The following is a 24,124-nucleotide window of genomic DNA, read 5'->3' as shown; positions in this document are numbered from 1 at the left end:
GCCGCGCGCGACCGGACGGCCGTATCACTGGCTGATACATGCCGGTGCTGTGACGGCTGACTATGTGCGTTCATTCCGTCACTCAGAGGGAATAACGGGATCACGCCTCCGAACGAAAGGGGCACCGGTGACGGAGCGGCACGACGATGATCTCCCGGACGGCCTCAGCGCGGCGGAGCTGGGCATGTGGCAGTCCTTCCGGAACGGCACGACCTACGACCTCCGGTCCCGCGACCGGGTCCGCGACGATCCGTTCGCCCCGCACGAGTGGGGCCCCGAGCGCAGTGTGGCGGCCCGGGTCGTCGCCCGGCTGCTGCTGAGCGGCCCGCCGGCCCGGCCGGGCCGGGTGACGGCGCTGAAGCTCTGGGGCGTACGGATCACGGGGAAGCTGGACCTGGCGGGCGGTCGCGTCGATCCGTACGTGGAGCTGACCGGCTGCCGGTTCGACGAGGAGGTGGTGTTCCCGGAGTGCCACTTCACGACCCTGCGGCTGGTGGGGTGCGCGATGCCCCGGTTCGACGCGGCCCGGCTGCGCACCGAGGGCGATCTGCATCTGCCGCGCTGCCGGGTGGAGCGCGGGATCCGGCTCACGGACGCCCAGATCGGCACGGACCTGCTGGTCAACCAGATCGAGGTCGGCCCGGACCGGCAGGGGCGGGCGCTGCTCGGGGACGGTCTTGCGGTCGCCCAGGACCTCCAGGCCGAGATGGCCGACATGCTGGGCGAGCTGAGTCTGCGCGGGGCGAAGGTGGGCGGTTCGCTGAGCCTGCGCGGCAGCCGGCTGCGCGCGGGCCGGGGCCGCCGCGCGCTGAACGCCCCGCAGCTCAGCGTCGAGCGGACGCTGTACATGAGCGAGGCGTGGGTCAGCGTCGACACGGGGAACCAGGGCACCACTCCCCCGTACGGCATCGCGACCTCGCCGACCCCGGCGCACGGCACCCGCTCGCAGGTGTTCCGCTGCCGGGGCGGGGTGCGGCTGGACGACGGCAGGTTCGGTGACGCGGTGGACCTGCACAAGGCGGTGTTCGTGCTGGACGCGCACGAGGAGCTGTCGCTGCGCCGGACGGTCACGCCGGAGCTGCGGTTCAACCCGGAGCGGCCGGTGCGCGGCCGGGTGGTGCTCAACGGCGCGAAGGTCGTCACGCTGATCGACGTGTCGTCCAGCTGGCCGGGCCCGGGCGGGCTCGCGATGGGCGGCTTCGTGTACGAGAACCTCGTCCCGTACGGACACTTCCCGCTGTCCCGGCGCCTGGAGTGGGTGGCGGCGGCGACCCCGGAGTACGTGCCGGAGCCGTACGAGCGGCTGGCGGCGGTGCTCCGGAGCTGCGGGGAGGACGCGGACGCCCGGGAGGTGCTGCTCGCCAAACAGCGCCGCCGCCGCGAGACCCTGCCGCCGGCCGGGAAGCTGTGGGGCTACCTCCAGGACTGGACGGTGGCCTACGGATACCGGCCGGGGCGGGCCGCGGTGTGGATGGCGGTGCTGTGGGCGGCGGGCACGCTGGCCTTCTCGCGGTACGACCCGGCCTCGATCAAGGGCGCGGAGCATCCGCAGTGGAACGCGGCGCTGTACGCGCTGGATCTGCTCGTCCCGGTGATCGATCTCGGCCAGCAGGGCTACTGGCGGCTGGAGGGCGGCTGGCAGTGGATGGCGGCCGGGCTGGTCCTGGTGGGGTGGATACTGGCCACCACGGTCGCGGCGGGCGCCTCCCGGCTGCTGCGCCGGGGCTGACCGCCGGACGCCGGAGCGCGGACGGCCCTCCCCGGCGGCCACAGGCCGCGCGGGGCACCGTCACCGCCTGGACGGACCACGGACCTTCTGCCCGGGACCGACGAGAATGAGCCAGAATCCCCGGATTCCTTTACCGCTCCTTGACCGACGGCCGGGCAACCCATCCACTCGGCACAAATGCTTCACAGCACTCCCCCTGGCGCCTGCCTCCACCAGCGCTTTTCAATGGTCTGCACCATGCCTTTCCTCCGCGCTCTGCTCCGAACCGCGCGCGTGTTCCGTTACACCCCGGCGCTCTCCACCGGGCTGCCCACGGACCACGCCGTGCTGCTCGACGCCCCCGACGAACGGCTGTCCCCCGCGCTGGTGGCCGCCGCGGCCGGGGAGTACGAACCGGCCGCGAAGCTCCTGGCGACCACCCGGGACGCGGCCGAGTGGGAGAGCCGGGACCGCTACCTGAGACGGCTCGTCGCGTTCGCCCGCAACCGGGACGGCTGGCTCGCGGACTGGCTGGCCGCCGCGCCGCACGATCCGGACGCGCTGCTCGTCAAGGCGCAGCTCTCGGTCGACCGCGCCTGGGAGTCCCCGGCGCGCGCGGAGCAGCTGCGCGAGGTGGGGCCGCTGATCACGGCGGCCGCGGCCGGTGACCCGCGCGACCCGGTGCCCTGGCGCCTCGCGCTGGACCACGCCCGGGGCACGCAGGCCACGCACACCGCGTTCGAGGCGCTGTGGGGGGAAGCCCTCCAGCGCTCCACGCACCACTACGGCTGCCATGTCGCCGCCCTCCAGTACCTCTCGGCCGCCTGGTACGGCTCGCACCGCGAGTGCTTCGACTTCGCGGAGCGGGCCGCCGAGGACTCGGTGCCCAGCTCCCTGGTCCAGGCGCTGCCGCTGCGGGCCGCGTTCGCGATGCTGACCGAGGGTCCCTGGGACACCCGGTCGACCTCGGTGCAGGTGGAGCGGATCGACGCGGCGGCGGACCTGGCGATCTCGCTGTCGGCCGCCTTCGCCCCGGGCGACCCTTGGCCGGCCGAGGTCCGCAATCTGCTCGCGTACGTCCTGGTGGTACGGGGCCGGTGGGCCGAGGCACTGGAACAGTTCGGCCGGATCGGCCCGCACGCGTCCTCGTTCCCGTGGGCTTCGGTGTCCGGCGATCCACTGGGCCGGTTCCTGGACGCGCGGGACGGCGCACGGCTCCGGGTGGCCTCCGCGACCCCGCTGAGGCAAGGCTCCGGACGAGGGCGGGCGCGCGGCCATTACGCTTGACCGCTGTGACCACCGCTCGCCTGCCTCTGTTCCCGCTGAACGCGGTGCTGTTCCCGGGCCTCGTGCTGCCCCTCAACGTCTTCGAGGAGCGATATCGCGCCATGATGCGGGAGCTCCTGACGATTGACGAGGACGAACCGCGCCGGTTCGCCGTGGTCGCCATCCGCGACGGCCGGGAGACCGCCGTCACGGGTCTCGGCATGCCGGAGGCGGTCCGCAAGCCCGTCGAACGCGCCCCGGCCGACGGCTTCGGACCCGATCCCCTCCAGTCGCTGCACCGGGTGGGCTGCGTCGCCGACGCCGCGACCATCCGGGAGCGCGCGGACGGCAGCTTCGAGGTCCTGGCCACCGGCACCACCCGGGTCCGGCTCCTGTCCGTGGACGCGAGCGGCCCCTTCCTCACGGCCGAGCTGGAGGAGCTGGAGGAGGACCCGGGCGACGAGGCGGGCCCGCTCGCCGAGGGCGTCCTGCGGGCCTTCCGCGGCTACCAGAAGCGCCTGGCGGGCGCGAGCGAGCGCTCCCTCACCACGGGCGCGGAGCTGCCGGACGACCCGTCGGTCGTCTCGTATCTGGTCGCCTCCACGGTGATCCTGGACGTCCCCGCCAAGCAGCGGCTCCTCCAGGCCCCGGACACCGCGACCCGGCTCCGCGAGGAGCTGCGGATCCTGCGCGCGGAGACCGCGGTCATCCGGCACCTGCCGTCGCTCCCCGCGGTGGACCTGACCGTCGCCCCGACACACCCGAACTGACGCCCATGGCCAAGAAGCAGAAGAAGCCCCCGTCCGGCGGCACCCCCGCCACGGTCGCCCTGACGGCGGCGGGCACGGCGTTCACCGTGCACGCGTACGAACACGACCCGGCGTCGCCCTCCTACGGCGAGGAGGCGGCCCAGGCCCTGGGCGTCTCCCCCGACCGCGTCTTCAAGACCCTGATCGCCGACGTGGACGGCCGCCTGACGGTCGCCGTCGTCCCGGTCGCCGGCTCCCTGGACCTGAAGGCCCTGGCCGCGGCCGCCGGCGGCAAACGCGCCACGATGGCGGACCCGGCCGCGGCCGAACGCACCACGGGCTATGTCCGCGGCGGCATCTCCCCCCTGGGCCAACGCAAACGCCTCCCCACGGTCCTGGACGCGTCCTCCCGCACCCACCCCACGATCTGCGTCTCGGCGGGCCGCCGGGGCCTGGAGGTGGAGCTGTCCCCGGAGGACCTGGCGGCGCTGACGGGCGCGGTGTTCGCGGACATCGGCCGAGGTTGACGCGGGGCGCGGGACCCCTGGCGGACCGGTTTCGGGAAGGTACGGGTAGCGGCCTGGGGACCAACGGCACAGCCGTTGGCGCTAAGCACTCGATCATCGGGTCGATGTTGGGCGGGGCGAGGGAGTTGCCGATCCAGTTCAGGCCGATGAGGACGGCGTCGAGGCGCTCGGGCATGCGGACGTCCCGCCCTCGCCTCGCCTCCGACCGCTCATCTCCCACCCCCTCCACCCGACAGGCCGCCCTGTTCTTGTGGGGCGCACACGCATGGAGATCGCCTAGCGTGACCTTCAAGGTCTTTTCAGTGACGACGCCCGAGCATGGGCGATGGTGGAGGAACTTGCCGATGACGTCGATGGACGAGCGGTACCAGGAGCTGGCGGCGCTGCCGCTGGAGGGCGGATACCCGTCGGACGCGACCACGCGGACGCTTCAGGAGGAGCTGTTCTTCCAGCGGGCGGTGCAGACCTATCTATGGGCACTGCCGGTCGTGAACGCGTGCGCGATGCGCGACGGCCTCGGGGCTGCGGCCGGTGCCGGCTATCAGGTGGTATCGGTGTACGAGCAGCGGCTGAAGCCTCGCACCGTGATCACGACGCCGAACTGCGACGTGATCTACGGGATGGCGTTCGCCGACCTGTCGCAGACGGGGCCGCTGGTGGTGGAGGCCCCGCCGGGCATCCAGGGCCTGGTGGACGACTTCTGGCACCGCCCACTGACGGGCCCGTTGATCGACGGCGTGCGCTACCGCGGCGACATCGGGCTGCCCGGCCCGGATGCGGGCAAGGGCGGGTCGTACCTGATCGTGCCCGACGACCTGGAGCCCGACACCGAGGACGCGTGGGACGACTACTACGTCTACCGCAGCACCACCAACAACATCTACTTCCTGCTGCGCGGCTTCTTCGCCTCCGTGGACGATGTGAGTCCCGGGGTGGAGTCCATCGAGGGCATCCGTCTGCGGCCTCTGACCGGCGAGGCGTTGCCGATGGACTTCCGCCACGTCTCCGACGTTCCGGCCGACGCTCTGTTTCCCCGCGACGGATCGTTCTTCACGATGCTCGACGCTTTCATCCAGCGCGACCGGGTCGACCTGGTCGACCCCTACATGCACGGAGTCCTGGCCGCCCTGGGCATCCGCAAGGGGCGAGCCTTCGCCCCCACCTCCCGCCGGCGCGAACTGCTGGACCTGGCGGCGGCCACCGCATGGCGGATGGCCAAGACGACGGCGGCCACCTACAACGAGGAGGAAGGGGCACTGTGGTGGGCGGACCGCCAGTGGGTCGCGCATGTCAAGACCGCTCAGGACGACTTCTGGCACACCCTCCTCGACGAAGAGTTCCGCAGCCGTGAGACCGGGCACACGGACATCAACGCCAAGGCCCACATGTTCGTCAACCACTACTCGATCAGCACCGGCATGATCAGCGCCATCGTCGGTTCCGGCGCCAAATACGCCAACACCTACCGTGACCACACCGGAGAGGCGCTCCGGGGCGAGCACACCTACCGCCTCGACCTGCCGGCCGACCCACCGGCCCATCTCTTCTGGTCGCTCACCCTCTACGACGCGGAAACCGCCGCCGAAGTCGATGCCGAGGGACAGACCTTCTCCTCGCTCAACGGCATGAACGACATCGCCCTCAACGGTGACCGGTCCATCACCCTGCACACCGGCCCCGAGCGGCCCGAGGACGCCACCAACTGGATCAGGACCGTACCCGGGCGGGGCTGGTTCGCAATCATCCGCTTCTACGGTCCCGAGGAAGCCTTCTTCGAACGCCTCTACATCCCCGGCGACTTCGAACGCGTTGGCGATCGCTGACGCCGCGAGCCATCCGCCGCCTGGACACCGTCCCGCACGCACTCGCCCCGCGCCGGGACACACCCGCAGTGCACGACCTCGCGGAACGCGCCGCGTCGTGGCGGGCCGGCGCACGGCCGTCTCTGCTCCGCCCCGCCGCCGGCGGTGAGAATACGCGATACCTCGACACGCGGCCCTACGAGTCCCGAGGCCGGGTAGGGGAAAGGCCCCGCGCGACGGCCCCCTACGCCCCGTCGGACGGCGCGGCGGACCCGGACGACGGCGCCGAAGGCGCCCCTGGCGTCCCCGGCCCCCACCCCCCGTAAGACGCCCACTCCCCCTCGAACTCCCGCGGCCCCCAAGCCGCGGTCAACCCCAGATTCACCACCATCGCCGCCAGCCCCCAAGCCAGCAGCACCCCGTGCGCATGCATCTCCAGCGGCGCGTCGAACACGACCCCCTTGCCGACCTCCCGCGCATGCGCGACCACATCGGACGTCGGCCCCAACCGCGTCCCGAGCTGCCACGCCAGCAGCGACCCGAGCACGCTGCCCACCGCAAGGCCCACCGTCAGAAAGATCCCGCCGCGCCGGTGGAACAAGAAGACGAGCCCCGCCGACACCACCCCGAACGCCAGCCCGAGCAGGGCGAACGTGCCGTCGGCTCCGATCGCCTCCTCGCCCTCGCTGTCGTTGAGGAACACCGCGGTGTTGTCGGAGATCAGCGGCACCCGGGGCGCCAGCCACAGCCACAGCAGCCCCATCAGGACACCGGCGACGGTCACCACGACGACGGTGACACCCGCCCGCAGCAGATCCGCCCGCAGCCCGTCCCGGTCCACCCCCGGCGCGGGCGCCAGGTGGGAGCCGTACACAGCGGCGGGACCGCCCGGCTCACCCCCCGGATCCGGCTTCTGCCAGTCGTGGTGGTCGTCGGACGAGGGCCGGTTCGGCGGCGTCAGAGGTGCGGTCACCGTGCCATCGTGCCAGGCGCCCGTGAGCCGCGCCTCACCGGACCGCCGCCCTGCGGTACGCCCAGGTCGCGACGGCGAGCGAGACGACACCGACGACGGCGCAGACCGCGAGGTCCAGCGCGACGACCGCCCAGTCGGGATGGGCGCCGAAGGACCGGGCCAGCGCCTCCACCCCGTACGTGGACGGCAGCAGATCGCGCGCCCAGCCCACCGGCTCCGGCAGCCGGTCGGCCGGCAGGACGCCCAGCAGGAGCGCGGCGGACATGCCGAGCTGCCCGAGGAGCGTGGCGAGCTCCTGACGCGGCGCGAGGAGCCCCAGCGCGGCGCCGAGACCCGAGAGCGCCGCGCCGGACAGCGGCACGACGGCCACGAGCACCCACAGATGCGCCATCGGCAGCCCGAACAGCACGCTGCCGGTCACCGCCGTGACGACGGTCCCGGGCACGGTGAAGGAGGCGTACGCCCCCGCCGCGCCGAGCACGACGGCGGCGGGCGGCACGGGCAGGGTGGCGTAGTGGTCGAGCCCGCCGCTCGCCCGGAGCTGCCCGAAGTACTGGGCGAGGAGGTTCAGAGCGACGAAGGCGACGACCAGGACGCTGGACCCGGCGACGACGGCCCGTGCCTCGGAGCCGCCGTCCACCACCCCGCGCATGAGGATCATGATGCCGATGGACTGGAAGGTCGCCACGAAGAGCAGCGGGATGCGGGCCACCCGGGCCCGGGAGAGCTGGGCGCGGTAGACGGCCGCGAGGGAGGGGAACAGCCGGGCCCGGGGGGCGAGCGTCGCGGCCGCCCCGGCCACCGCACCGATTCCGCTCATGCCTTCACCAGTCCCTTGGTCGCGCCGCCGCCGAGCGCGAGGTAGACGTCCTCCAGGCTCGGCGTCGCCAGGCTGAAGTCGTCCAGTGCCGCGAAGGCCGCGCCCCCGGTCACCGCGGCGACCGCCGCCCGCGCCTCGTCGGGCGCGAGCCGCAGCGCCCAGCGCCGCCCGGACTCCTGCGCACGCGCGCGCAGGGCCGCGACCTCGGGGATCTCCAGGGGCGCGCGGTCGCGCCACACCAGCTCGACCCGGACCTCCCCGGCGACGCGCTCCTTGAGCCCGGCGGGGGTGTCGCAGGCGATGACCTTGCCGCGTTCGATGACGGCGACCCGGTCGAGGACGGTCTCGGCCTCGATGACGTTGTGGGTGACGAGCAGGACCGTCGCACCCCGCTCCGCGCGCCGCCGGTCGACGGCGGCCCAGACGGCGCGCCGGGCCACCGGGTCCATGCCGGTCGTGGGCTCGTCCAGGACGAGCACGGGGCGCTCCCCGACGAGCGCGGCGGCGAAGCAGGCGAGGCGCCGCTGGCCGCCGGAGAGCTTCTTCAGCGGCCGGCCCGCGATGTCGGTGAGGCCGAGCTCGTCGAGGACGGCGTCGCGCTCGGCCCTGGCCTCGCGCACGGGGAGCCCGCGCAGCCGCCCGGTGGTCTCGGCGGCGAGGGCGACGGTCAGCTCGTCCAGGGCGGTGGACTCCTGCCCGAGGTAGCCGATCAGCCGGGAGGCCCGCTCGGGGTGGCGCACGAGGTCGTGGCCGAGGACGTCGACGCTGCCGGAGTCGGGCCGCATCAGCCCGGTGAGCTGGCGTACGAGGGTGGACTTGCCGGCTCCGTTGGGCCCGAGCAGTCCGAAGATCTCACCGCGCCGGACGTCGAGGCTGATGCCGTCGGTGGCGCGTACTTCGGGGGTCGCGGGCGTGCCGCGGCGGCCCCGGGCCGGGGGGTAGGTCTTCACCAGATCGCGCACCGCGCACACGGTGCCGCTCGCCGTCGGCGCCTGTACTGTCCCCGTACTCACGAGGTACGAGGGTACGGGGTCCGGGGACCGGCATTACGCCCGGGGCCGCACCGATCGGACATCAACGCCACGGACGGCCGCCGGGTTGAGCGGCTCTCACCCGAATCCGGACTCAGCTCCCGGCGGGCCCGGATTTCCCGGCCTTCTCCGCGGCCGGCTCCGCCGCCGGCGCGTGGTCGGCGGCGGCCCGTACGTCGATCTCGCGCCAGAAGCCCGCCCGGATCGCGTACCGGTCGTGCTCATCGATCTGGTCGTCCTTGTGGGCGAGGAGGCCGAAGCGGGCCGCGTACCGCAGGAGTTCGCCGTCGATGCGGTGCGGGACGCGCGGGTAGAGGGCGGAGAGCTTCTGGAGGTGGCCTGTCTCGGGGAGCCGTTCCATCCAGCGCCGGGCGAAGACCTGACCCACCTCGAAGGGGTCGCCGCCGACCGTGGTGATGTCCTCCTCGCGGTCGGCCCAGCGCTGTTCGGCGCTGGTGAGCTGGGCGAGCGTCGGCAGGGACGCGGTCTCCGGGGGTTCGCCGAGCGGACCGCCGCGCTCCACCCAGCCCCGGTCCGATGACCAGCGCAGGGTCGCCGCGGGCTGCGGGGCGGGCTGCCGCTCGGCCGGTCCGGCGGGCCCGCGCAGGGTGCCGGCCAGGTCCTTCGGGGTGGGCACGCCCTTGGCGCCCTGGCCCTGCGCGGGCTGGGCGGGGGCCTCACCGGGCCGGGGCGCCGCCTCCTCGTCGTCCCGGGCCGCCGCGCCGGCCTGCGCGGCGGCCCGGGACGCGCGCTCGGCGGAGGCGGCGAGGGCCGATTCGGGCAGCGGGGCGGAGAGGATCGCGGCGATCTCGGGGCGCGGGACGGGCGGCGGGGCGCAGAGGCCGCCGGTCTCCTTGGCCCGGACGGCCTGGGTGATCCAGGCGCGGTCCAGGACGCGGCGCTCGTCGGCCTCGGCGACCAGGTCCTCGGACTGGTTGTAGTCGCCGTCGGCGGCCTGGACGGCCCAGAGGTGGACGGCGACGCCGTGCTCCTTGGCGGACATCAGGCCGGGGAGCAGGTCGCCGTCGCCGGTCACCAGGACCACGTCGGAGCAGGCGCGGTTGCGGGCGAGCTCGGTCAGCTCGGCGTGCATCGCGGCGTCGACGCCCTTCTGCGCCCAGCGCCCGTCACTGCGGGTGAGTGCGCCCAGCCGGACGGTGACCCGGGGCATCACGCGCAGCCTGCGGTGCTCGGGCTGCGGAACGCGGTCGGGGGCGCCGTCGAACCAGTAGATCCGCAGCAGCGGCTGCGCGGTGTCGGCCTCGGCGCGCTCGCGCAGCTGCTGGATGAGGGCCGCGTGGTCGACGGTGATGCGGGACCGGGCGGGCTCTCCTGCCAGCAGACTCGCGGCTGCGCCCAGCAAGTAGCCGGCGTCCACCAGGACGACGCAACGGTCCACGCGTTCCACCCTCTTCCAGGCAATCGGGATCGGGTTTTCTCAGGGTTCCTTCGAGTCTGCCCGACCACGCCGGGGTTAACGGCCGGAACTCGATCATCGGCGTGGCGGATCGCGAAAAGCGCGCATCATACCCCGCCACTACGCACGGTAATGATCCGACATGCGATGTTTATCCGATTATGTGAATCTGACGGTGGTCCTGGCCCCGAGAGTCCTTATAGGAGGAACACCATGGCCAAGAACAAGAACCGCAAGCAGGGCAGCCAGCAGGATCGCGCTTCGCAGGCGGAGCGCGCTTCCGAGCAGTCGCGCTCGACGGCCACCGAGGCCCAGAGCTCGATGCAGTCGCAGGCGCAGGGCAGCCCTGCCGATGTCGCGCGTAAGCATCAGCGGCGCTTCGGCCACAATTGACCGGACTCCCGGTAAGGCCGGCACACCGGGAGGGGCGACCCCGCGCAAGCGGAGCCGCCCCTCCCGTACGCGTACCCGGCGCGTTGGTCCCCGCGTTCGAGATGTCGGGGACCTGCATTCCCTCGCGACCAGGCGCGGCACGTCCTCGCGCTTGCGGACAGCCGTGAGTCCGAAGAGGATCACGTCGCCACCCTGGGCGATGTCTGGGGGGACAGCGTGGAAGTCTGCGTCTCCGAGGAGCGCGGCGGCGGGCACTCCGCGATACGGTCGCGCGTTGGAAGGGCGGGACCACCCGTCCCTTTTGTCATGCACGTCATCACCCAGGTCGGGTACCAGGAGGCAGTCACAGATGTCGGACACGCAGACCGGCGCGGAGCGGCGCGGGGAGCAGATTCTCGAGGTCTTCGACACCGCCTTCGGGGAACTCCTGGCGGCCGACCCGGCCGCCTTCCGGGTCAAGTTCCGCAAGATGGCGGGCTCCGCCTTCGCGTTCTACCGGGGCACGGCCTGCCTGTTCTACGACGACCTGGAGCGCGAGCGGCACGGCGGCCCGTATCTGGACGAGCGCACCGGCCGGGTCTGGATCCACGGCGACCTGCACGCGGAGAACTTCGGCACCTACATGGACGCCAACGGCCGCCTCGTCTTCAACGTGAACGACTTCGACGAGGCGTACGTGGGCCCCTTCACCTGGGACCTCAAGCGCTTCGCCGCCTCCGTCGCCCTGCTCGGGTACGCGAAGGCGCTGGGCGACGAGCAGATCACCGAGCTGGTACGGATCTACGCGGCGGCCTACCGCGAGCGCATCCGCGCCCTGGCGACGGGCGCCAAGAACGACGAGGTGCCCCCCTTCACGCTGGACACCGCCGAGGGCCCGCTGCTCGGCGCGCTGCGCACCGCCCGCGCGCTGACCCGGTTCTCGCTGCTGGACTCGATGACCGAGATTCGCGACTTCGAGCGCCGGTTCGCCGAGGGCGGCGGCGCGATCGACCTGGACGCGGCGACACGGTACAAGGTGCTGGCCGCGTTCGACGGCTATCTGGAGACGCTGCCGGAGTCGAGCCTGACCCGGCCGGACTCCTACCGGGTCAAGGACGTCGTGGGCCGGCGCGGCATCGGCATCGGCTCGGCGGGCCTGCCCTCGTACAACATCCTCCTGGAGGGCAACAGCGACGCCCTGGAGAACGACGTCGTGATCTACCTCAAGCAGGCCCAGACCCCGGCCGTCTCCCGGCACATCACGGACCCGGCCGTGCGCGGCTACTTCCAGCACGAGGGCCACCGCACGGTCATCTCGCAGCGCGCCCTCCAGGCCCACGCCGACCCGTGGCTCGGCTGGACCGAGCTCGACGGCGCCGGCCAGCTCGTCGCCGAGGTGTCGCCGTACGCGGTGGACCTGGACTGGTCCGACATCGACGAGCCCGAGGAGATCGCGGCGCTCGTCGCCGACCTCGGCCGGGCCACGGCAACGATGCACTCGGCGGCGGACGACGAGAGCGGCCACTCACTGGTGCCGTTCTCCACGGAGCGGGCGATCGACGCCGCCATCGCGGCCGACGAGGAAGGCTTCGGGGACCTCCTCGTGGACTTCGCCCACAGCTACGGCGCCCGGGCCCGCGCGGACCACCAGATCTTCGTGGACCTGTTCCGCAACGGACGCATCCCGGGCCTGTAGCCGGCGAAACGGAACCTTTAGGGATCGCTTACAGGTTCGCATGCGACACTCCTGGGCGATGGACATATCCGGGACGCGGCTCAGAGCGGCACGCGCGGCGCTTTTCACAGCGCTCGTCGTGACGCTCTCCGCCGCGTCCCACGTCCTGCTCTCCCAGGTCGCACTGCCCCTGGCCTCCGTAGCCGTGCTGGCCGTGGCCGTCTTCGCGGTGACCTACGCCCTGGCCGGGCGTCAGCGCGGCTTCGGGGCGATCGCCGGGCTGCTGGTCCCCCTGGAGCTGGCCGCCGACACGTTTTTCACCACCGGCCAGCACCTCTGCTACGGGGCGGCGGGCGGTCCGATAGCGGGCCCCCTGCGCTCAGTCGGCGTCGACGTCCTGTGCGGGGGCGGCGACCTCGGCCCCGGCGCCGCACAGCTCGGCGATGTCGGCACACCGCTGGCCTCGGTGACCGCGGGCGGCCAAGGCACCGCCGCACTGCTCGCCTCCCCCGGCCCGCTGGTCCCCTGGCTGCTGCTCGCCGCCCATGTCACAGTCGGGCTGCTCGCCGCCGCCTGGCTGCACCGCGGAGAGCTGGCGCTCGCCGGGCTGCTCCGGGCGGGCGCACTGCTGGCGTTCCGGCCGCTGCTGATCGCGGTGGCCGTGGTCCGCACGGCGGGCCGCTCCCGGCGGACCGGGGCCCGCCCCGCCGCATCCGGCCCGCTGCTGCCGGGCCGCGCCCGCCTCCTCGTGCACTCCGTGGGACGGAGGGGTCCGCCGCTCGGGGCCTGTGCCCTCTGAGCAACGCGAACCCCGGACCGTACGACCCATATCCCACGGAGAACACCACCATGAGCAAGCGCAACAGCCAGGCCAACAAATCCGCCGCCCGCGAGCGGCTGCGCGAGGAGCGCGAGCGCCAGGCGAAGAAGGACAAGGCCCGCCGGCAGGTCATCGTCGGCGTCTCGGTCGTCGCCGGCCTCGCCGTCGTCGCGGGTATCAGCTACGCGGTGATGCAGCTGAACAAGCCGTCCCACTGGGACTCCCTCAAGGACGAGAAGACGGTCGTCGCGCCCAAGAACACCTCGGGCACGAACGGCACCACCGTCGTCATCGGCAAGGACAGCGCGAAGAAGACCCTGAAGCTGTACGAGGACTCCCGCTGCCCGATCTGCGCCTCGTTCGAGCAGACCGTCGGCCCGACCCTCACCAAGGACGTCGCGGACGGCAAGTACAAGATCCAGTACATAGGCGCGTCGTTCATCGACGGCGACAGCCTCGGCGGCGGCGACCCGTCGGTCGGCACCCGCGGCGAGGGCTCCAAGAACGCCCTGAGCGCGCTCGGCGCCGCCCTGAACGTGAGCACCGACGCCTTCCTGGAGTACAAGAGCGCGCTGTACTCGGCGGAGTTCCACCCGGACGAGTCGGACGACAAGTTCAAGGACGACAGCTACCTGCTCAAGGTCGCCGACTCGGTGAAGGACCTCAAGGGCAACAAGGACTTCAAGAAGGCCGTCGAGGATGGCACGTACGACGCCTGGGCCCTGAAGATGTCCAAGAGCTTCGACGAGAACAAGGACGACGTGACCGGCACGCCGAGCCTGGTCATGGACGGCAAGAAGATCACCGGCAGCGACGGCAAGAACGCACCGATGACGGCCGAGGACTTCAACACGGCGATGACCGCCGCGCTGAAGGGCTGACCCGCCCCCTCGAAGGGCTCCGCGCACCCACCGCGCGGAGCCCTTCGCGCGTCACAGCGTGGCGAGGAACCCGATCGCGACCTTCCAGACCAGCTCCGCCGCCTCCCGGTCGAAGTCCGGCAGCTCCGGGTCGGTGAACAGGTGCCCGGCGCCCGGGTAGCGGTAGACCTCCACGTCCGCCCCGGTCCGCTGCATGTCCAGGTACCAGGAGTTCAGCCAGTCGGCCGTCTCGTACGGGTCGGGGTCGGCGACGTGCAGCTGTACGGGCAGCTCGTCCACCGAGGCGTTCTCCGCGATGTCCGAGGTGCCGTGCAGGAGCAGCAGCCCGCGCGCCTTCTCGTCGCCGAGCGCCAGCGTCTGGGCGACGGAGGCGCCGAGCGAGAATCCGGCGTAGACGAGGCCCTGGTCGGAGTAGGGCGCGGCGGCGAGCACGGCCCGCTTCAGCAGCTCCTCCTTGCCGGTCTCCTCCCGGAACGCCTCCGCTTCCTCCACCGAATCAAAGGTGTGCCCCTCGAACAGATCGGGCACGCGCACCTCGTGCCCCGCGGCGCGCAGCCGGTCGGCTGCGGCCTGCACGGCGGGGCGCAGACCGTACATCGAGTGGAAAAGCATGATGTTCATGGCGCCCATGGTGCCAGTTGCGTTCGAAGGGATGGAGAGCGACAGCATGGAGAGTGTTCTGCGGCCGCTGATCGTCCTCGGCGGCTCGGTGGTGATCACCCTGGCGGCGGGCTGGCTGTTCGACTTCCTGCTGAGGCGCGCCGACGCCCGGCACCACGAGACCCCGCTGTGGGGCCTGCTGCGGCAGTGCCGGATCCCGTTCCAGCTGGTCATGTGCGCGGCGCTGCTGCGCGGTACGTATGCCAGGACCGGTCTCGGCCCGGTCCAGGACCACCGGGTGGGTATCGGCCGGCTGCTGACGCTGGTGCTGATCGGCGCGTCGGCCTGGCTGGTGGTTCGGATCGCCATCGCGGTCGTGGACTCGGTGTACGCGCGCTACGCGGCGGCCCACAACCGGGACCCGGCGCGGGTACGGCGGGTGCGGACGCAGGTGACGCTGATCCAGCGCGTGGTCATCGCCGTTGTGACGATCCTGGCCGTCGGGGCGATGCTGCTGACGTTCCCCGAGATGCAGGCGGTGGGCACCTCGATGCTGGCGTCGGCCGGTCTCGTCGGCATCGTCGCCGGTGTCGCCGCCCAGTCCACGCTGGGCAATCTCTTCGCGGGCCTCCAGATCGCGTTCGGCGACATGGTCCGCATCGGCGACACCGTGGTGGTGGACGGCGAGTGGGGCACGATCGAGGAGATCACCCTGACCTTCCTCGCGGTGCGTACGTGGGACGAGCGGCGGATCACGATGCCGGTCTCGTACTTCACGGGCAAGCCGTTCGAGAACTGGTCGCGCGGCGGGGCGCAGATGACCGGCTCGGTCTTCTTCCACCTCGACCACTCGGCGCCGGTCGAGGCGATGCGCGACAAGCTGCGGGAGATCCTCGGCGAGTGCGCCGCCTGGGACGGCCGGAACTGGTCCCTGGCGGTCACGGACACCACCCCGACGACGATCCAGGTGCGCGCGGTGGTCACGGCGAAGGACGCGGACGACATCTGGACGGCGCGCTGCGCGGTCCGGGAGCAGCTGATCGGCTGGCTGCGCGACCACCACCCGTACGCGCTGCCGAGGGTCGCGACGGCACCCGCGGCGCTCCCGCCCGGCGACGCCTGGCCGTCGGTGAACGGGACCGGCAAGGACGAGAAGCCCGCGAGCGGCTGGAACCGGACCCCGCGCACCGGCCGGGGCTGACCGGCGCGGGCCTCAGCGCAGGCTGCGTACGTCCAGCTGCCGCAGGACCCGGTCCACGACCTCCGGGTCGGAGCCGGGTTCGCTGCGCGCGGAGAGCACGGCGTGGCGGGCGGCCGACATCATCTCGCGCTGGATCCGGCTGACCGCCTGGAACCGTTCGACGCGCTTGGCGTAGGCGTCGCGCCGTTCGTCGTCCACCATCTCCGGGCTGATCCGCGCCCCCACGTCGTACGCGAGCCGGTGCAGCCGCTCGACCACGTCCTCGGGCAGGTCCTCGGTCGCCTCGATCTTCTTCAGCCGCTCCCGGGCCGCCTTGGCCGCCCGGACCGCGAGGTCCTTCTCCAGGGCCGCCTCGGCGTCCGCGTCCGCGCGCACCCCGAGCCGCCGCACCAGCCAGGGCAGCGTCAGCCCCTGGAAGACCAGGGTCACCATGATCACGGAGAACGCGATGAAGACGATCTCGTCGCGGCCGGGGAACGGCTTGCCGTCGTCCGTCTCCAGCGGGATCGCGAGGGCCAGCGCGACGGAGGCCACCCCGCGCATCCCGGCCCACCACATGATCACGGTCTCCCGCCAGCTGGTGGGGATCTCCTCGCTGACGTCCCGCCGGGTGTGCAGCCGTTTGGCGAGCCAGGTGGCCGGCAGCAGATACAGCAGCCGTACGCCGACGACGACCGCGACGACCGCGAGGCCCCAGCCGGCCGTCTCCAGCAGGCGTCCGTCGGCCGTGCCGAACACGTTGTGGAGTTCGAGGCCGATGAGCCCGAAGGCGATCCCGGTGACGAGGGTGTCCACGATCTCCCAGAAGGTGCGTCCGGTGAGCCGGCCGAGGACGTCGTCGGCGTCCGCGGTGTGCTCCGCGAGGAACATCGCGGTCATCAGGACGGCGAGCACCCCGGAGCCCATCAGCTCCTCGGCGAGCACGTAGCTGACGAACGGCACCAGCAGGGTCAGGCCGACCTGGAGGGTGGCGTCGCCGAGCAGCCCCATCAGCTTGATGGTGAGCCAGCCGAGCGCGACGCCCACCGCGACGGCGACCACCGCGGACAGCACGAGCAGCCCGAACGCCTCGGGCCACGAGAAGGTCCCGCTGACGGCCGCCGCGATGGCCACGTGGTAGAGCACGATCGCGGTGACGTCGTTGAACAGCCCCTCGCCCTCCAGGATGGAGATGAGCCGCCGGGGCAGCCCGACGGACCCGGCGACGGCGGTGGCGGCGACCGGGTCGGGCGGGGCGACGAGCGCGCCGAGGGCGACGGCGGCGGCGAGCGGCAGCCCCGGCACGATCGCGTCGGCGACCGCGGCGACGGCGGCGGTCGTGAGGAAGACCAGGGCGACGGCCAGCAGGAGGATGGGCCGCTTGTTCGCGGCGAACTGCCGCCAGGAGGTGCGCTGCACCGAGGCGTAGAGCAGCGGCGGCAGCAGCGCGGGGAGGATGATCTCCGGCGGGATGTCCACGTTCGGCACGAAGCTGAGGAAGGCCAGCACGACGCCGAAGAGCGTCATCAGCACCGGCGCCGGCAGCTTCAGCCGGTCCCCCAGCGGAACCGTGACCACGGCCCCGAGCAGCAGCACGAGCAGCAGTGACATCTGGTCCACGGAGTGCCTTCCGGAGCGCTCCGGCCGGGGCCCGGTCCCACGCCCGGCCGATGCCCCTCACCCTGCCATGCGCCCCCCGCCTGCCGAGGTCAGGGGGCGCGGCGGGGCGTCAGATCGTCCGGCGCATCGCCCGGTGCGGGATGCCCGCGTCCATGAACTCGGGGCCGTACGGCTCGTAGCCGAGGCGCTCGTAGAAGCGCAGGGCGTGCGTCTGGGCGTGCAGGTCGACGGCGGTGAGGCCGTGGCTCCGGGCCGCGTCCTCGATGGCCCGCACGAGCGCGGCGCCGACGCCGAGGCCCCGGGCCTCCTTGCTCACCGCGAGCCGGCCGAGCGAGCCGACGGCGGGGTCCCCGCCGGTGTGCGACGCGGCGGCGGGGCCGTGCAGCAGCCGGCCGGTCCCGAGCGCGGTGCCGTCGGCGGCGACGGCTATGACGTGCAGCGCGTCCGCGTCGTGGGCGTCGTACTCGATCTCCTCGGGCACGTTCTGCTCCCCGACGAAGACCTCCTTGCGCACCTGGAAGCACCCGGCGCGGTCCTGCTCGTCGGCGACGGTCCGGGTGGTGTACGCGAGGGGCCCGGCCATCACTCGCTCTCCGCCGCGATACGGTCCAGCGCCTGCTGGAGGTCGTCGGGGTAGGTGCTGGTGAACTCGACCCAGCTCCCGTCGGCGGGGTGCTCGAAGCCCAGCTTCACCGCGTGCAGCCACTGGCGGGTCAGGCCGAGGCGCTTGGCCATGGTGGGGTCGGCGCCGTAGGTGAGGTCGCCGACGCAGGGGTGGCGGTGGGCGGCCATGTGCACCCGGATCTGGTGGGTGCGCCCGGTCTCCAGCTTGATGTCGAGGAGGCTGGCGGCCCGGTACGCCTCGATGAGGTCGTAGTGGGTCACCGAGGGCTTGCCGTCCGCGACGACCGCCCACTTGTAGTCGTGGTTCGGGTGGCGGCCGATGGGAGCGTCGATGGTGCCGCTCATCGGGTCCGGGTGGCCCTGGACCAGCGCGTTGTACTTCTTCTCCACGACCCGGTCGCGGAACTGGGCCTTCAGCAGGGTGTAGGCGCGCTCGGACTTGGCGACGACCATCAGCCCGGAGGTCCCGACGTCGAGGCGGTGCACGATGCCCTGGCGCTCGGCGGCGCCGGAGGTCGAGATCCGGTACCCGGCGGCGGCGAGGCCGCCGATGACGGTGGTGCCGGTCCAGCCGGGGCTGGGGTGCGCGGCGACGCCTACGGGCTTGGCGATGACCACGATGTCGTCGTCGTCGTGGACGATCTCCATGCCCTCGACGGGCTCGGCGACGATCTGCACGGGCGCGGGCGCCTGCGGCATCTCCACTTCGAGCCAGGCACCGCCGTGCACCCGCTCGGACTTCCCGACCACCGAGCCGTCCACCTGCACCTTTCCTGCGGCGGCCAGGTCGGCGGCCTTGGTGCGGGAGAAGCCGAACATCCGGGAGATGGCGGCGTCGACGCGCTCGCCCTCCAGACCATCGGGGACGGGCAGGGTGCGGACCTCGGGTTGCGTACTCACCAGTCGAGTATGCCTTGCCCCCGCCGGTCCCTCGTCCCGCGGTCCGAAAGGCCCTGAGAAAGGACCTAGTCCTTGTGCACGGTGCCGTCGGGGTCCAGGCCCTTGAAGGAGAGGAACACGATCAGGATGCCGCCGCAGACGATCGCGGAGTCGGCCAGGTTGAAGACGGCGAAGTGGGCGGGGGCGATGAAGTCCACCACCGCGCCCTCGAAGACGCCCGGCGCGCGGAAGATGCGGTCGGTGAGGTTCCCGAGGGCCCCGCCGAGCAGCAGGCCGAGCGCGATGGCCCACGGCAGGCTGTACAGCTTGCGCGCGAGCCGCGCGATCACCACGATGACGGTCGCCGCGATGATCGTGAAGATGATCGTGAACGCCTCGCCGATGCCGAACGCGGCCCCCGAGTTGCGCAGGGCGTCCAGCTTGAGCCAGTCCCCGAGGAGCTCGACCGGCTCCTGGTGCTCCAGCTTCGCCACGACGAGCATCTTGCTGCCGAGGTCGAGCAGGTACGCGACGACGGCGACGCAGAACAGCAGGATGACCCGGCGCCGACGGGTGGCCGGCGAGCGGTCGACGTCCGCGTCCGCCGCGGTGGCCCCGGTGTCCCGGGCCTCCGGCTCAACCTGGTCCGGGGAAGCGGCCGAGCCGTCCGGCCCGGTCTCTCCGCTTCCCTCAGCCCCGGTGATGTCCGGCGTACCGATGATGCGCTCCGCCTCTGCCACGTGAGTCCCTCAACCTAGTTCCCGACTGAGGACGAGGGTACGGCACGCCCGTGCGAATCAGCCTCGGCGCTCCTGCTTCTGCTTGTCCTCGACACACAGCGTGGCCCGGGGGAACGCCTGCATCCGCGCCTTGCCGATCGGCTTGCCGCAGACCTCGCACAGCCCGTACGTGCCGGCCTCCAGCCGGGCCAGGGCGCGCTCGGTCTGGTCCAGCATCTCCTGGGCGTTGGCGGCGAGCTGCATCTCGTGCTCGCGGGTGATGTTCTTGGTGCCGGTGTCGGCCTCGTCGTCGCCCGCCCCGTCGCCGGAGTCCCGCATCAGCCCGGCCAGCGCGAGACCGGACGCCTCCAGCTCGTTGCGGAGCCGGGTGGCCTCACCGGTCAGCCCGTCCCGCGCGGAGGCGACCTCCTCCGGGGTCCAGGGGTCCTCGCCCGGCCGTACGGCCAGGTCTCCCGGCGCCGTGGCGCCCCGGGCGGGCGGCACGGGTGCCGTGTCCTCGCCCGCGGTCCGGGTACCGGCCGCGCTCTTCTTGGCTACCACCGTGTGGGCTCCCGTCTGATCGGCGGCCTCGGCCGCCCCCGTGGTCGCCGAGGCCGCGGTGGCCCCGGTCTTCTTCGGCGTGGTCTTCTTCGACGCGGTCTTCCGGGCCGCCGCCTTCTTGGCGGAGGTCTTCTTGCCGGGCGCCTTCTTCTCCACCATGGCCGCGGCCCCTTCACACACTGTGATCTTGCTCGCGAGTCGTGCTGGGACGATAAGTCGACCCAGGTCCCGCGGCAACGGGGCACGCCGCCGCATCCCGCCTCCCCGTGTCCCGATCACCGTGTGTCTGCATCCGTTGTGCCCAGCTCCCCGCCGGGTAATCCGGCTTTCCGCCGCGCGCCCGGCAGCGCTCCGGCCGCGTACGCCCCGTGTGGCCATTCGGGTCACGCCGGGCCCCTCCGTAAACCGGTCGGACGTCGTGCCCCGGGGCCCGTACACTGGGCTCAGCGAGAGGCTTGGATGGGACGAGTAGCGTCGTACGCAGCCGGCAGCGACCCGGGGACGGTGGGAGCCCGGGGGCGAGCGCGTCGTGAAGATCACCCCGGAGCCGCCGGAAGAACGCTCGGGTCAGTGGGCTCCGCCCACGGGCCCCAGGGTCAGTAGAACCGGCGTCGCACCCCAATGAGGGGGCCCGGGGCGCACGCCCGGGGCCAAGGAGGGTGGTACCGCGGGGACCGGCTCGGTTCTCGTCCCTCCGACGGAAGTGGAAGACATCCGCCGGAGGAAGCCCGCACATGACATCGCCGCAGTACCGCCAGGTACCCGCCCAGGTCGACCTGCCCGCCCTTGAGCACGCCGTGCTCGACTTCTGGCGCGAGAACAAGGTCTTCAACAAGAGCCTCGACCAGTCCGAGGGCCGCCCCGAGTGGGTGTTCTACGAGGGCCCGCCGACCGCCAACGGCATGCCCGGCGCCCACCACATCGAGGCCCGCGTCTTCAAGGACGTCTTCCCCCGCTTCCGGACCATGCAGGGCTACCACGTGGGCCGCAAGGCCGGCTGGGACTGCCACGGCCTGCCGGTCGAGCTGGCGGTCGAGAAGGAGCTGGGCTTCAACGGCAAGAAGGACATCGAGGCGTACGGCATCGCCGAGTTCAACGCCAAGTGCCGCGAGTCCGTGACCCGGCACACCGACGCCTTCGCCGAGCTCACGACCCGCATGGGCTACTGGGTCGACCTGGACGACGCGTACCGCACGATGGACCCCGAGTACGTCGAGTCCGTGTGGTGGTCGCTGAAGGAGATCTTCAACAAGGGCCTGCTGGTCCAGGACCACCGCGTCGCCCCCTGGTGCCCCCGCTGCGGCACCGGCCTGTCCGACCACGAGCTGGCGCAGGGCTACGAGACGGTGGTCGACCCCTCCGTCTTCGTGCGCTTCCCGCTCACCTCCGGACCGCTGGCCGGCGAGGCGGCGCTCCTCGTCTGGACGACGACCCCGTGGACCCTGGTCTCCAACACCGCCGTCGCCGCGCACCCGGACGTCACCTACGTCGTCGCGACGAACGGCGAGGAGAAGCTCGTCGTCGCGCGGCCGCTGGTGGAGAAGGCGCTCGGCGAGGGCTGGGAGCTCACCGGCCAGTCGTTCACGGGCCGCGAGATGGAGCGCTGGACGTACGAGCGCCCGTTCGCCCTGCTCGACTTCCCGGCCGAGGCGCACTACGTCGTCAACGCCGAGTACGTGACGACCGAGGACGGTACGGGGCTGGTCCACCAGTCCCCCGCCTTCGGCGCCGACGACCTCCTGGTCTGCAAGGCGTACGGACTGCCGGTGGTCAATCCGGTCCGCCCCGACGGCACCTTCGAGGAGGACCTGCCGCTGGTCGGCGGGGTCTTCTTCAAGAAGGCCGACGAGGCGCTGACCGAGGACCTCAACGACCGCGGCCTGCTCTTCCGCCACGTCCCGTACGAGCACAGCTACCCGCACTGCTGGCGCTGCCACACCGCGCTGCTGTACTACGCGCAGCCGTCCTGGTACATCCGCACCACCGCGGTCAAGGAGCGGCTGCTCCAGGAGAACGAGAAGACCAACTGGTTCCCGGACTCCGTCAAGCACGGCCGCTTCGGCGACTGGCTGACCAACAACGTCGACTGGGCGCTGTCCCGCAACCGCTACTGGGGCACCCCGCTGCCGATCTGGCGCTGCGAGGAGGGGCACCTCACCTGCGTCGGCTCGCGCGCCGAGCTGGGCGAGCTGTCCGGCACGGACCTCTCCGGCCTGGACCCGCACCGCCCGTTCATCGACGACGTCACCTTCGCCTGTACGCACGAGGGCTGCGGCCTGGAGGCGCGCCGCGTCCCGGAGGTCATCGACGCCTGGTACGACTCGGGCTCGATGCCGTTCGCGCAGTGGGGCTACCCGTACAAGAACAAGGAGATCTTCGAGAGCCGCTACCCGGCGCAGTTCATCTCGGAGGCCATCGACCAGACCCGCGGCTGGTTCTACACGCTGATGGCGGTCGGCACGCTCGTCTTCGACAAGTCGTCGTACGAGAACGTCGTCTGCCTGGGCCACATCCTCGCCGAGGACGGCCGGAAGATGTCCAAGCACCTGGGCAACATCCTCCAGCCGATCCCGCTCATGGACCAGCACGGCGCGGACGCGGTGCGCTGGTTCATGGCGGCGGGCGGCTCCCCCTGGGCGGCCCGGCGCGTGGGCCACGGCACGATCCAGGAGGTCGTCCGCAAGACGCTCCTGACGTACTGGAACACGGTGGCCTTCCAGGCCCTGTACGCCCGTACGTCGAGCTGGGCGCCCTCGGCCGCGGACCCGGCGCCCGCCGAGCGGACCGTCCTGGACCGCTGGCTGCTCGGCGAGCTGAACACGCTGGTCGACCAGGTCACGCAGGCCCTGGAGGGCTACGACACGCAGCGCGCCGGAAAGCTGCTGTCCGCGTTCGTGGACGACCTGTCCAACTGGTACGTGCGCCGCTCCCGGCGCCGCTTCTGGCAGGGCGACAAGGCGGCGCTGCGCACGCTGCACGAGGTGGTGGAGACCGTCACGCGGCTGATGGCCCCGCTGACTCCGTTCATCACCGAGCGGGTCTGGCAGGACCTGGTCGTGCCGGTCGCCCCGGACGCGCCGGAGTCGGTCCACCTGTCGTCCTGGCCGAAGGCGGACCCGGCGGCGACCGACCCCGCGCTCTCGACGCAGATGGCACTGGTACGGCGTCTGGTCGAGCTGGGCCGGGCCACGCGTGCGGAGTCGGGCGTCAAGACCCGCCAGCCGCTGTCCCGGGCGCTGGTCGCGGCCTCGGGCTTCGAGGCCCTGTCCGCGGAGCTGCGCGCCCAGATCACGGAGGAGCTGAACGTCTCCTCGCTCGCCTCCCTCTCCGAGGTGGGCGGCTCGCTGGTCGACACCACGGCCAAGGCGAACTTCCGGGCGCTCGGCAAGCGCTTCGGCAAGGGCGTACAGGCGGTGGCCAAGGCGGTCGCGGACGCGGACGCGGCGGCCCTGTCGCTCGCCCTGCGCGAGGGCACGGCGTCGGTGGAGGTGGACGGCGAGACGGTCACCCTCTCGCCGGACGAGGTGATCATCACGGAGACCCCGCGCGAGGGCTGGTCGGTCGCCTCGGACTCGGGCGCGACGGTCGCCCTGGACCTGGAGATCACCCCGGAGCTGCGGCGCGCGGGCCTGGCCCGTGACGCGATCCGCCTGATCCAGGAGGCCCGCAAGAACAGCGGCCTGGACGTCGCGGACCGCATCGCCGTCCGCTGGACCTCCACGTCCCCCGCGACGACGGAGGCCCTCACGGAGCACGCGACCCTGATCGCGGACGAGGTCCTGGCCGTGGACTACGCGCGGGACGAGGCGGACACCACGTACGGCACCCCGTTCGAGGACGAGGGCCTGTCCCTGACGTTCCGCCTCCGCAAGGCGTAGCGGTAACCGGAGGGGCCCGGCC

21 protein-coding genes are annotated in these 24,124 nt (G+C 72.3%); 11 read left to right on the top strand and 10 right to left on the bottom strand.

What is annotated here, in order from left to right:
* Nucleotides 1–127 precede the first annotated feature (127 nt).
* The 5 genes from OG867_RS24695 (at nucleotide 128) to OG867_RS24675 (ending at nucleotide 6,073) form a co-directional block, all read left to right on the top strand.
* Nucleotides 128–1,729, top strand: a complete 1,602-nt coding sequence (locus OG867_RS24695; protein WP_328899731.1) for an oxidoreductase — start codon at nucleotides 128–130, stop codon at nucleotides 1,727–1,729.
* Between the two features lie 225 nt (nucleotides 1,730–1,954).
* A complete protein-coding gene (locus tag OG867_RS24690) occupies nucleotides 1,955–2,995 on the top strand; it encodes a hypothetical protein (protein WP_406288543.1) in 1,041 nt (346 codons plus the stop codon).
* A gap of 5 nt (nucleotides 2,996–3,000) precedes the next feature.
* Nucleotides 3,001–3,744, top strand: a complete 744-nt coding sequence (locus tag OG867_RS24685; RefSeq protein WP_406288540.1) for an LON peptidase substrate-binding domain-containing protein — start codon at nucleotides 3,001–3,003, stop codon at nucleotides 3,742–3,744.
* Between the two features lie 5 nt (nucleotides 3,745–3,749).
* Entirely contained in the window at nucleotides 3,750–4,250 is a 501-nt protein-coding gene (ybaK, locus tag OG867_RS24680; protein WP_406288538.1) for a Cys-tRNA(Pro) deacylase, read from the top strand.
* Nucleotides 4,251–4,594: 344 nt separating this feature from the next.
* Nucleotides 4,595–6,073, top strand: coding sequence for a DUF1214 domain-containing protein (locus tag OG867_RS24675; RefSeq protein ID WP_406288536.1), 1,479 nt, complete (start codon nucleotides 4,595–4,597; stop codon nucleotides 6,071–6,073).
* A gap of 223 nt (nucleotides 6,074–6,296) precedes the next feature.
* Here the strand turns inward: OG867_RS24675 and OG867_RS24670 are convergent, their stop codons facing one another.
* From OG867_RS24670 to OG867_RS24655, 4 genes are all read right to left on the bottom strand, one after another.
* Nucleotides 6,297–7,025 (bottom strand): ABC transporter permease, encoded by a 729-nt coding sequence (locus OG867_RS24670; RefSeq protein WP_406288534.1) that lies wholly within the window; start codon nucleotides 7,023–7,025, stop codon nucleotides 6,297–6,299.
* 34 nt (nucleotides 7,026–7,059) lie between these two features.
* Nucleotides 7,060–7,845 (bottom strand): ABC transporter permease, encoded by a 786-nt coding sequence (locus OG867_RS24665; RefSeq protein ID WP_328899736.1) that lies wholly within the window; start codon nucleotides 7,843–7,845, stop codon nucleotides 7,060–7,062.
* A complete protein-coding gene (locus tag OG867_RS24660; RefSeq protein ID WP_328904290.1) occupies nucleotides 7,842–8,816 on the bottom strand; it encodes an ABC transporter ATP-binding protein in 975 nt (324 codons plus the stop codon). The genes OG867_RS24665 and OG867_RS24660 overlap by 4 nt, the downstream gene beginning before the upstream one ends.
* A gap of 154 nt (nucleotides 8,817–8,970) precedes the next feature.
* Entirely contained in the window at nucleotides 8,971–10,284 is a 1,314-nt protein-coding gene (locus OG867_RS24655; protein WP_406288532.1) for an NYN domain-containing protein, read from the bottom strand.
* 222 nt (nucleotides 10,285–10,506) lie between these two features.
* Between OG867_RS24655 and OG867_RS24650 the strand changes: the two genes are divergently transcribed.
* From OG867_RS24650 to OG867_RS24635, 4 genes are all read left to right on the top strand, one after another.
* Entirely contained in the window at nucleotides 10,507–10,686 is a 180-nt protein-coding gene (locus OG867_RS24650; protein WP_330311654.1) for a hypothetical protein, read from the top strand.
* A gap of 349 nt (nucleotides 10,687–11,035) precedes the next feature.
* Nucleotides 11,036–12,361, top strand: coding sequence for a DUF2252 domain-containing protein (locus OG867_RS24645; protein ID WP_406288528.1), 1,326 nt, complete (start codon nucleotides 11,036–11,038; stop codon nucleotides 12,359–12,361).
* A gap of 58 nt (nucleotides 12,362–12,419) precedes the next feature.
* Complete coding sequence (locus OG867_RS24640) at nucleotides 12,420–13,139, top strand: hypothetical protein (RefSeq protein ID WP_406288526.1); 720 nt, start codon at nucleotides 12,420–12,422, stop codon at nucleotides 13,137–13,139.
* A gap of 50 nt (nucleotides 13,140–13,189) precedes the next feature.
* The gene (locus OG867_RS24635; RefSeq protein ID WP_406288524.1) at nucleotides 13,190–14,041 is read left to right on the top strand and encodes a thioredoxin domain-containing protein; all 852 of its coding nucleotides are present in this window, start codon (nucleotides 13,190–13,192) and stop codon (nucleotides 14,039–14,041) included.
* Between the two features lie 51 nt (nucleotides 14,042–14,092).
* Here OG867_RS24635 and OG867_RS24630 read toward each other — a convergent pair whose 3' ends face one another.
* Nucleotides 14,093–14,671: a dienelactone hydrolase family protein gene (locus tag OG867_RS24630; protein WP_406288521.1), complete on the bottom strand. Its 579-nt coding sequence runs from the start codon at nucleotides 14,669–14,671 to the stop codon at nucleotides 14,093–14,095.
* Nucleotides 14,672–14,708: 37 nt separating this feature from the next.
* On the opposite strand from OG867_RS24630, the gene OG867_RS24625 reads away from it, so the two are divergent.
* Nucleotides 14,709–15,842, top strand: coding sequence for a mechanosensitive ion channel family protein (locus tag OG867_RS24625; RefSeq protein WP_406288518.1), 1,134 nt, complete (start codon nucleotides 14,709–14,711; stop codon nucleotides 15,840–15,842).
* Nucleotides 15,843–15,854: 12 nt separating this feature from the next.
* Here OG867_RS24625 and OG867_RS24620 read toward each other — a convergent pair whose 3' ends face one another.
* The 5 genes from OG867_RS24620 to OG867_RS24600 form a co-directional block, all read right to left on the bottom strand.
* Nucleotides 15,855–17,441: a Na+/H+ antiporter gene (locus OG867_RS24620; protein ID WP_328899745.1), complete on the bottom strand. Its 1,587-nt coding sequence runs from the start codon at nucleotides 17,439–17,441 to the stop codon at nucleotides 15,855–15,857.
* Nucleotides 17,442–17,550: 109 nt separating this feature from the next.
* A complete protein-coding gene (locus tag OG867_RS24615) occupies nucleotides 17,551–18,024 on the bottom strand; it encodes a GNAT family N-acetyltransferase (RefSeq protein ID WP_406288516.1) in 474 nt (157 codons plus the stop codon).
* On the bottom strand, nucleotides 18,024–18,965 hold the full coding sequence (locus OG867_RS24610) for an RluA family pseudouridine synthase (protein WP_328899747.1): 942 nt from the start codon (nucleotides 18,963–18,965) through the stop codon (nucleotides 18,024–18,026). Before OG867_RS24610 ends, OG867_RS24615 begins: the two co-directional genes overlap by 1 nt.
* 65 nt (nucleotides 18,966–19,030) lie before the next feature.
* Nucleotides 19,031–19,684: a signal peptidase II gene (lspA, locus tag OG867_RS24605; protein ID WP_406288514.1), complete on the bottom strand. Its 654-nt coding sequence runs from the start codon at nucleotides 19,682–19,684 to the stop codon at nucleotides 19,031–19,033.
* Nucleotides 19,685–19,741: 57 nt separating this feature from the next.
* Nucleotides 19,742–20,383 (bottom strand): TraR/DksA C4-type zinc finger protein, encoded by a 642-nt coding sequence (locus tag OG867_RS24600; RefSeq protein ID WP_328899749.1) that lies wholly within the window; start codon nucleotides 20,381–20,383, stop codon nucleotides 19,742–19,744.
* A gap of 575 nt (nucleotides 20,384–20,958) precedes the next feature.
* Here OG867_RS24600 and ileS point away from each other — a divergent pair.
* The gene (gene ileS / locus OG867_RS24595) at nucleotides 20,959–24,102 is read left to right on the top strand and encodes an isoleucine--tRNA ligase (protein ID WP_406288511.1); all 3,144 of its coding nucleotides are present in this window, start codon (nucleotides 20,959–20,961) and stop codon (nucleotides 24,100–24,102) included.
* Nucleotides 24,103–24,124: the final 22 nt, after the last annotated feature.

Origin of the sequence: Streptomyces sp. NBC_00209 (assembly GCF_045206345.1) — a bacterium.
Taxonomy (GTDB): domain Bacteria; phylum Actinomycetota; class Actinomycetes; order Streptomycetales; family Streptomycetaceae; genus Streptomyces.
This window is presented reverse-complemented; position numbering and strand designations above follow the sequence as displayed.

Bases quoted from the DNA above. Each gene is read 5' to 3' on its own strand.
- OG867_RS24640 (WP_406288526.1), top strand. From the start codon at position 12,420: ATGGACATATCCGGGACGCGGCTCAGAGCGGCACGCGCGGCGCTTTTC.
- OG867_RS24665 (WP_328899736.1), bottom strand. From the start codon at position 7,845: ATGAGCGGAATCGGTGCGGTGGCCGGGGCGGCCGCGACGCTCGCCCCC.
- OG867_RS24615 (WP_406288516.1), bottom strand. From the start codon at position 18,024: ATGGCCGGGCCCCTCGCGTACACCACCCGGACCGTCGCCGACGAGCAG.
- OG867_RS24650 (WP_330311654.1), top strand. From the start codon at position 10,507: ATGGCCAAGAACAAGAACCGCAAGCAGGGCAGCCAGCAGGATCGCGCT.
- OG867_RS24630 (WP_406288521.1), bottom strand. From the start codon at position 14,671: ATGGGCGCCATGAACATCATGCTTTTCCACTCGATGTACGGTCTGCGC.
- OG867_RS24645 (WP_406288528.1), top strand. From the start codon at position 11,036: ATGTCGGACACGCAGACCGGCGCGGAGCGGCGCGGGGAGCAGATTCTC.
- OG867_RS24600 (WP_328899749.1), bottom strand. From the start codon at position 20,383: ATGGTGGAGAAGAAGGCGCCCGGCAAGAAGACCTCCGCCAAGAAGGCG.
- OG867_RS24625 (WP_406288518.1), top strand. From the start codon at position 14,709: ATGGAGAGTGTTCTGCGGCCGCTGATCGTCCTCGGCGGCTCGGTGGTG.
- ybaK (WP_406288538.1), top strand. From the start codon at position 3,750: ATGGCCAAGAAGCAGAAGAAGCCCCCGTCCGGCGGCACCCCCGCCACG.
- ileS (WP_406288511.1), top strand. From the start codon at position 20,959: ATGACATCGCCGCAGTACCGCCAGGTACCCGCCCAGGTCGACCTGCCC.
- OG867_RS24690 (WP_406288543.1), top strand. From the start codon at position 1,955: ATGGTCTGCACCATGCCTTTCCTCCGCGCTCTGCTCCGAACCGCGCGC.
- OG867_RS24635 (WP_406288524.1), top strand. From the start codon at position 13,190: ATGAGCAAGCGCAACAGCCAGGCCAACAAATCCGCCGCCCGCGAGCGG.
- OG867_RS24675 (WP_406288536.1), top strand. From the start codon at position 4,595: ATGACGTCGATGGACGAGCGGTACCAGGAGCTGGCGGCGCTGCCGCTG.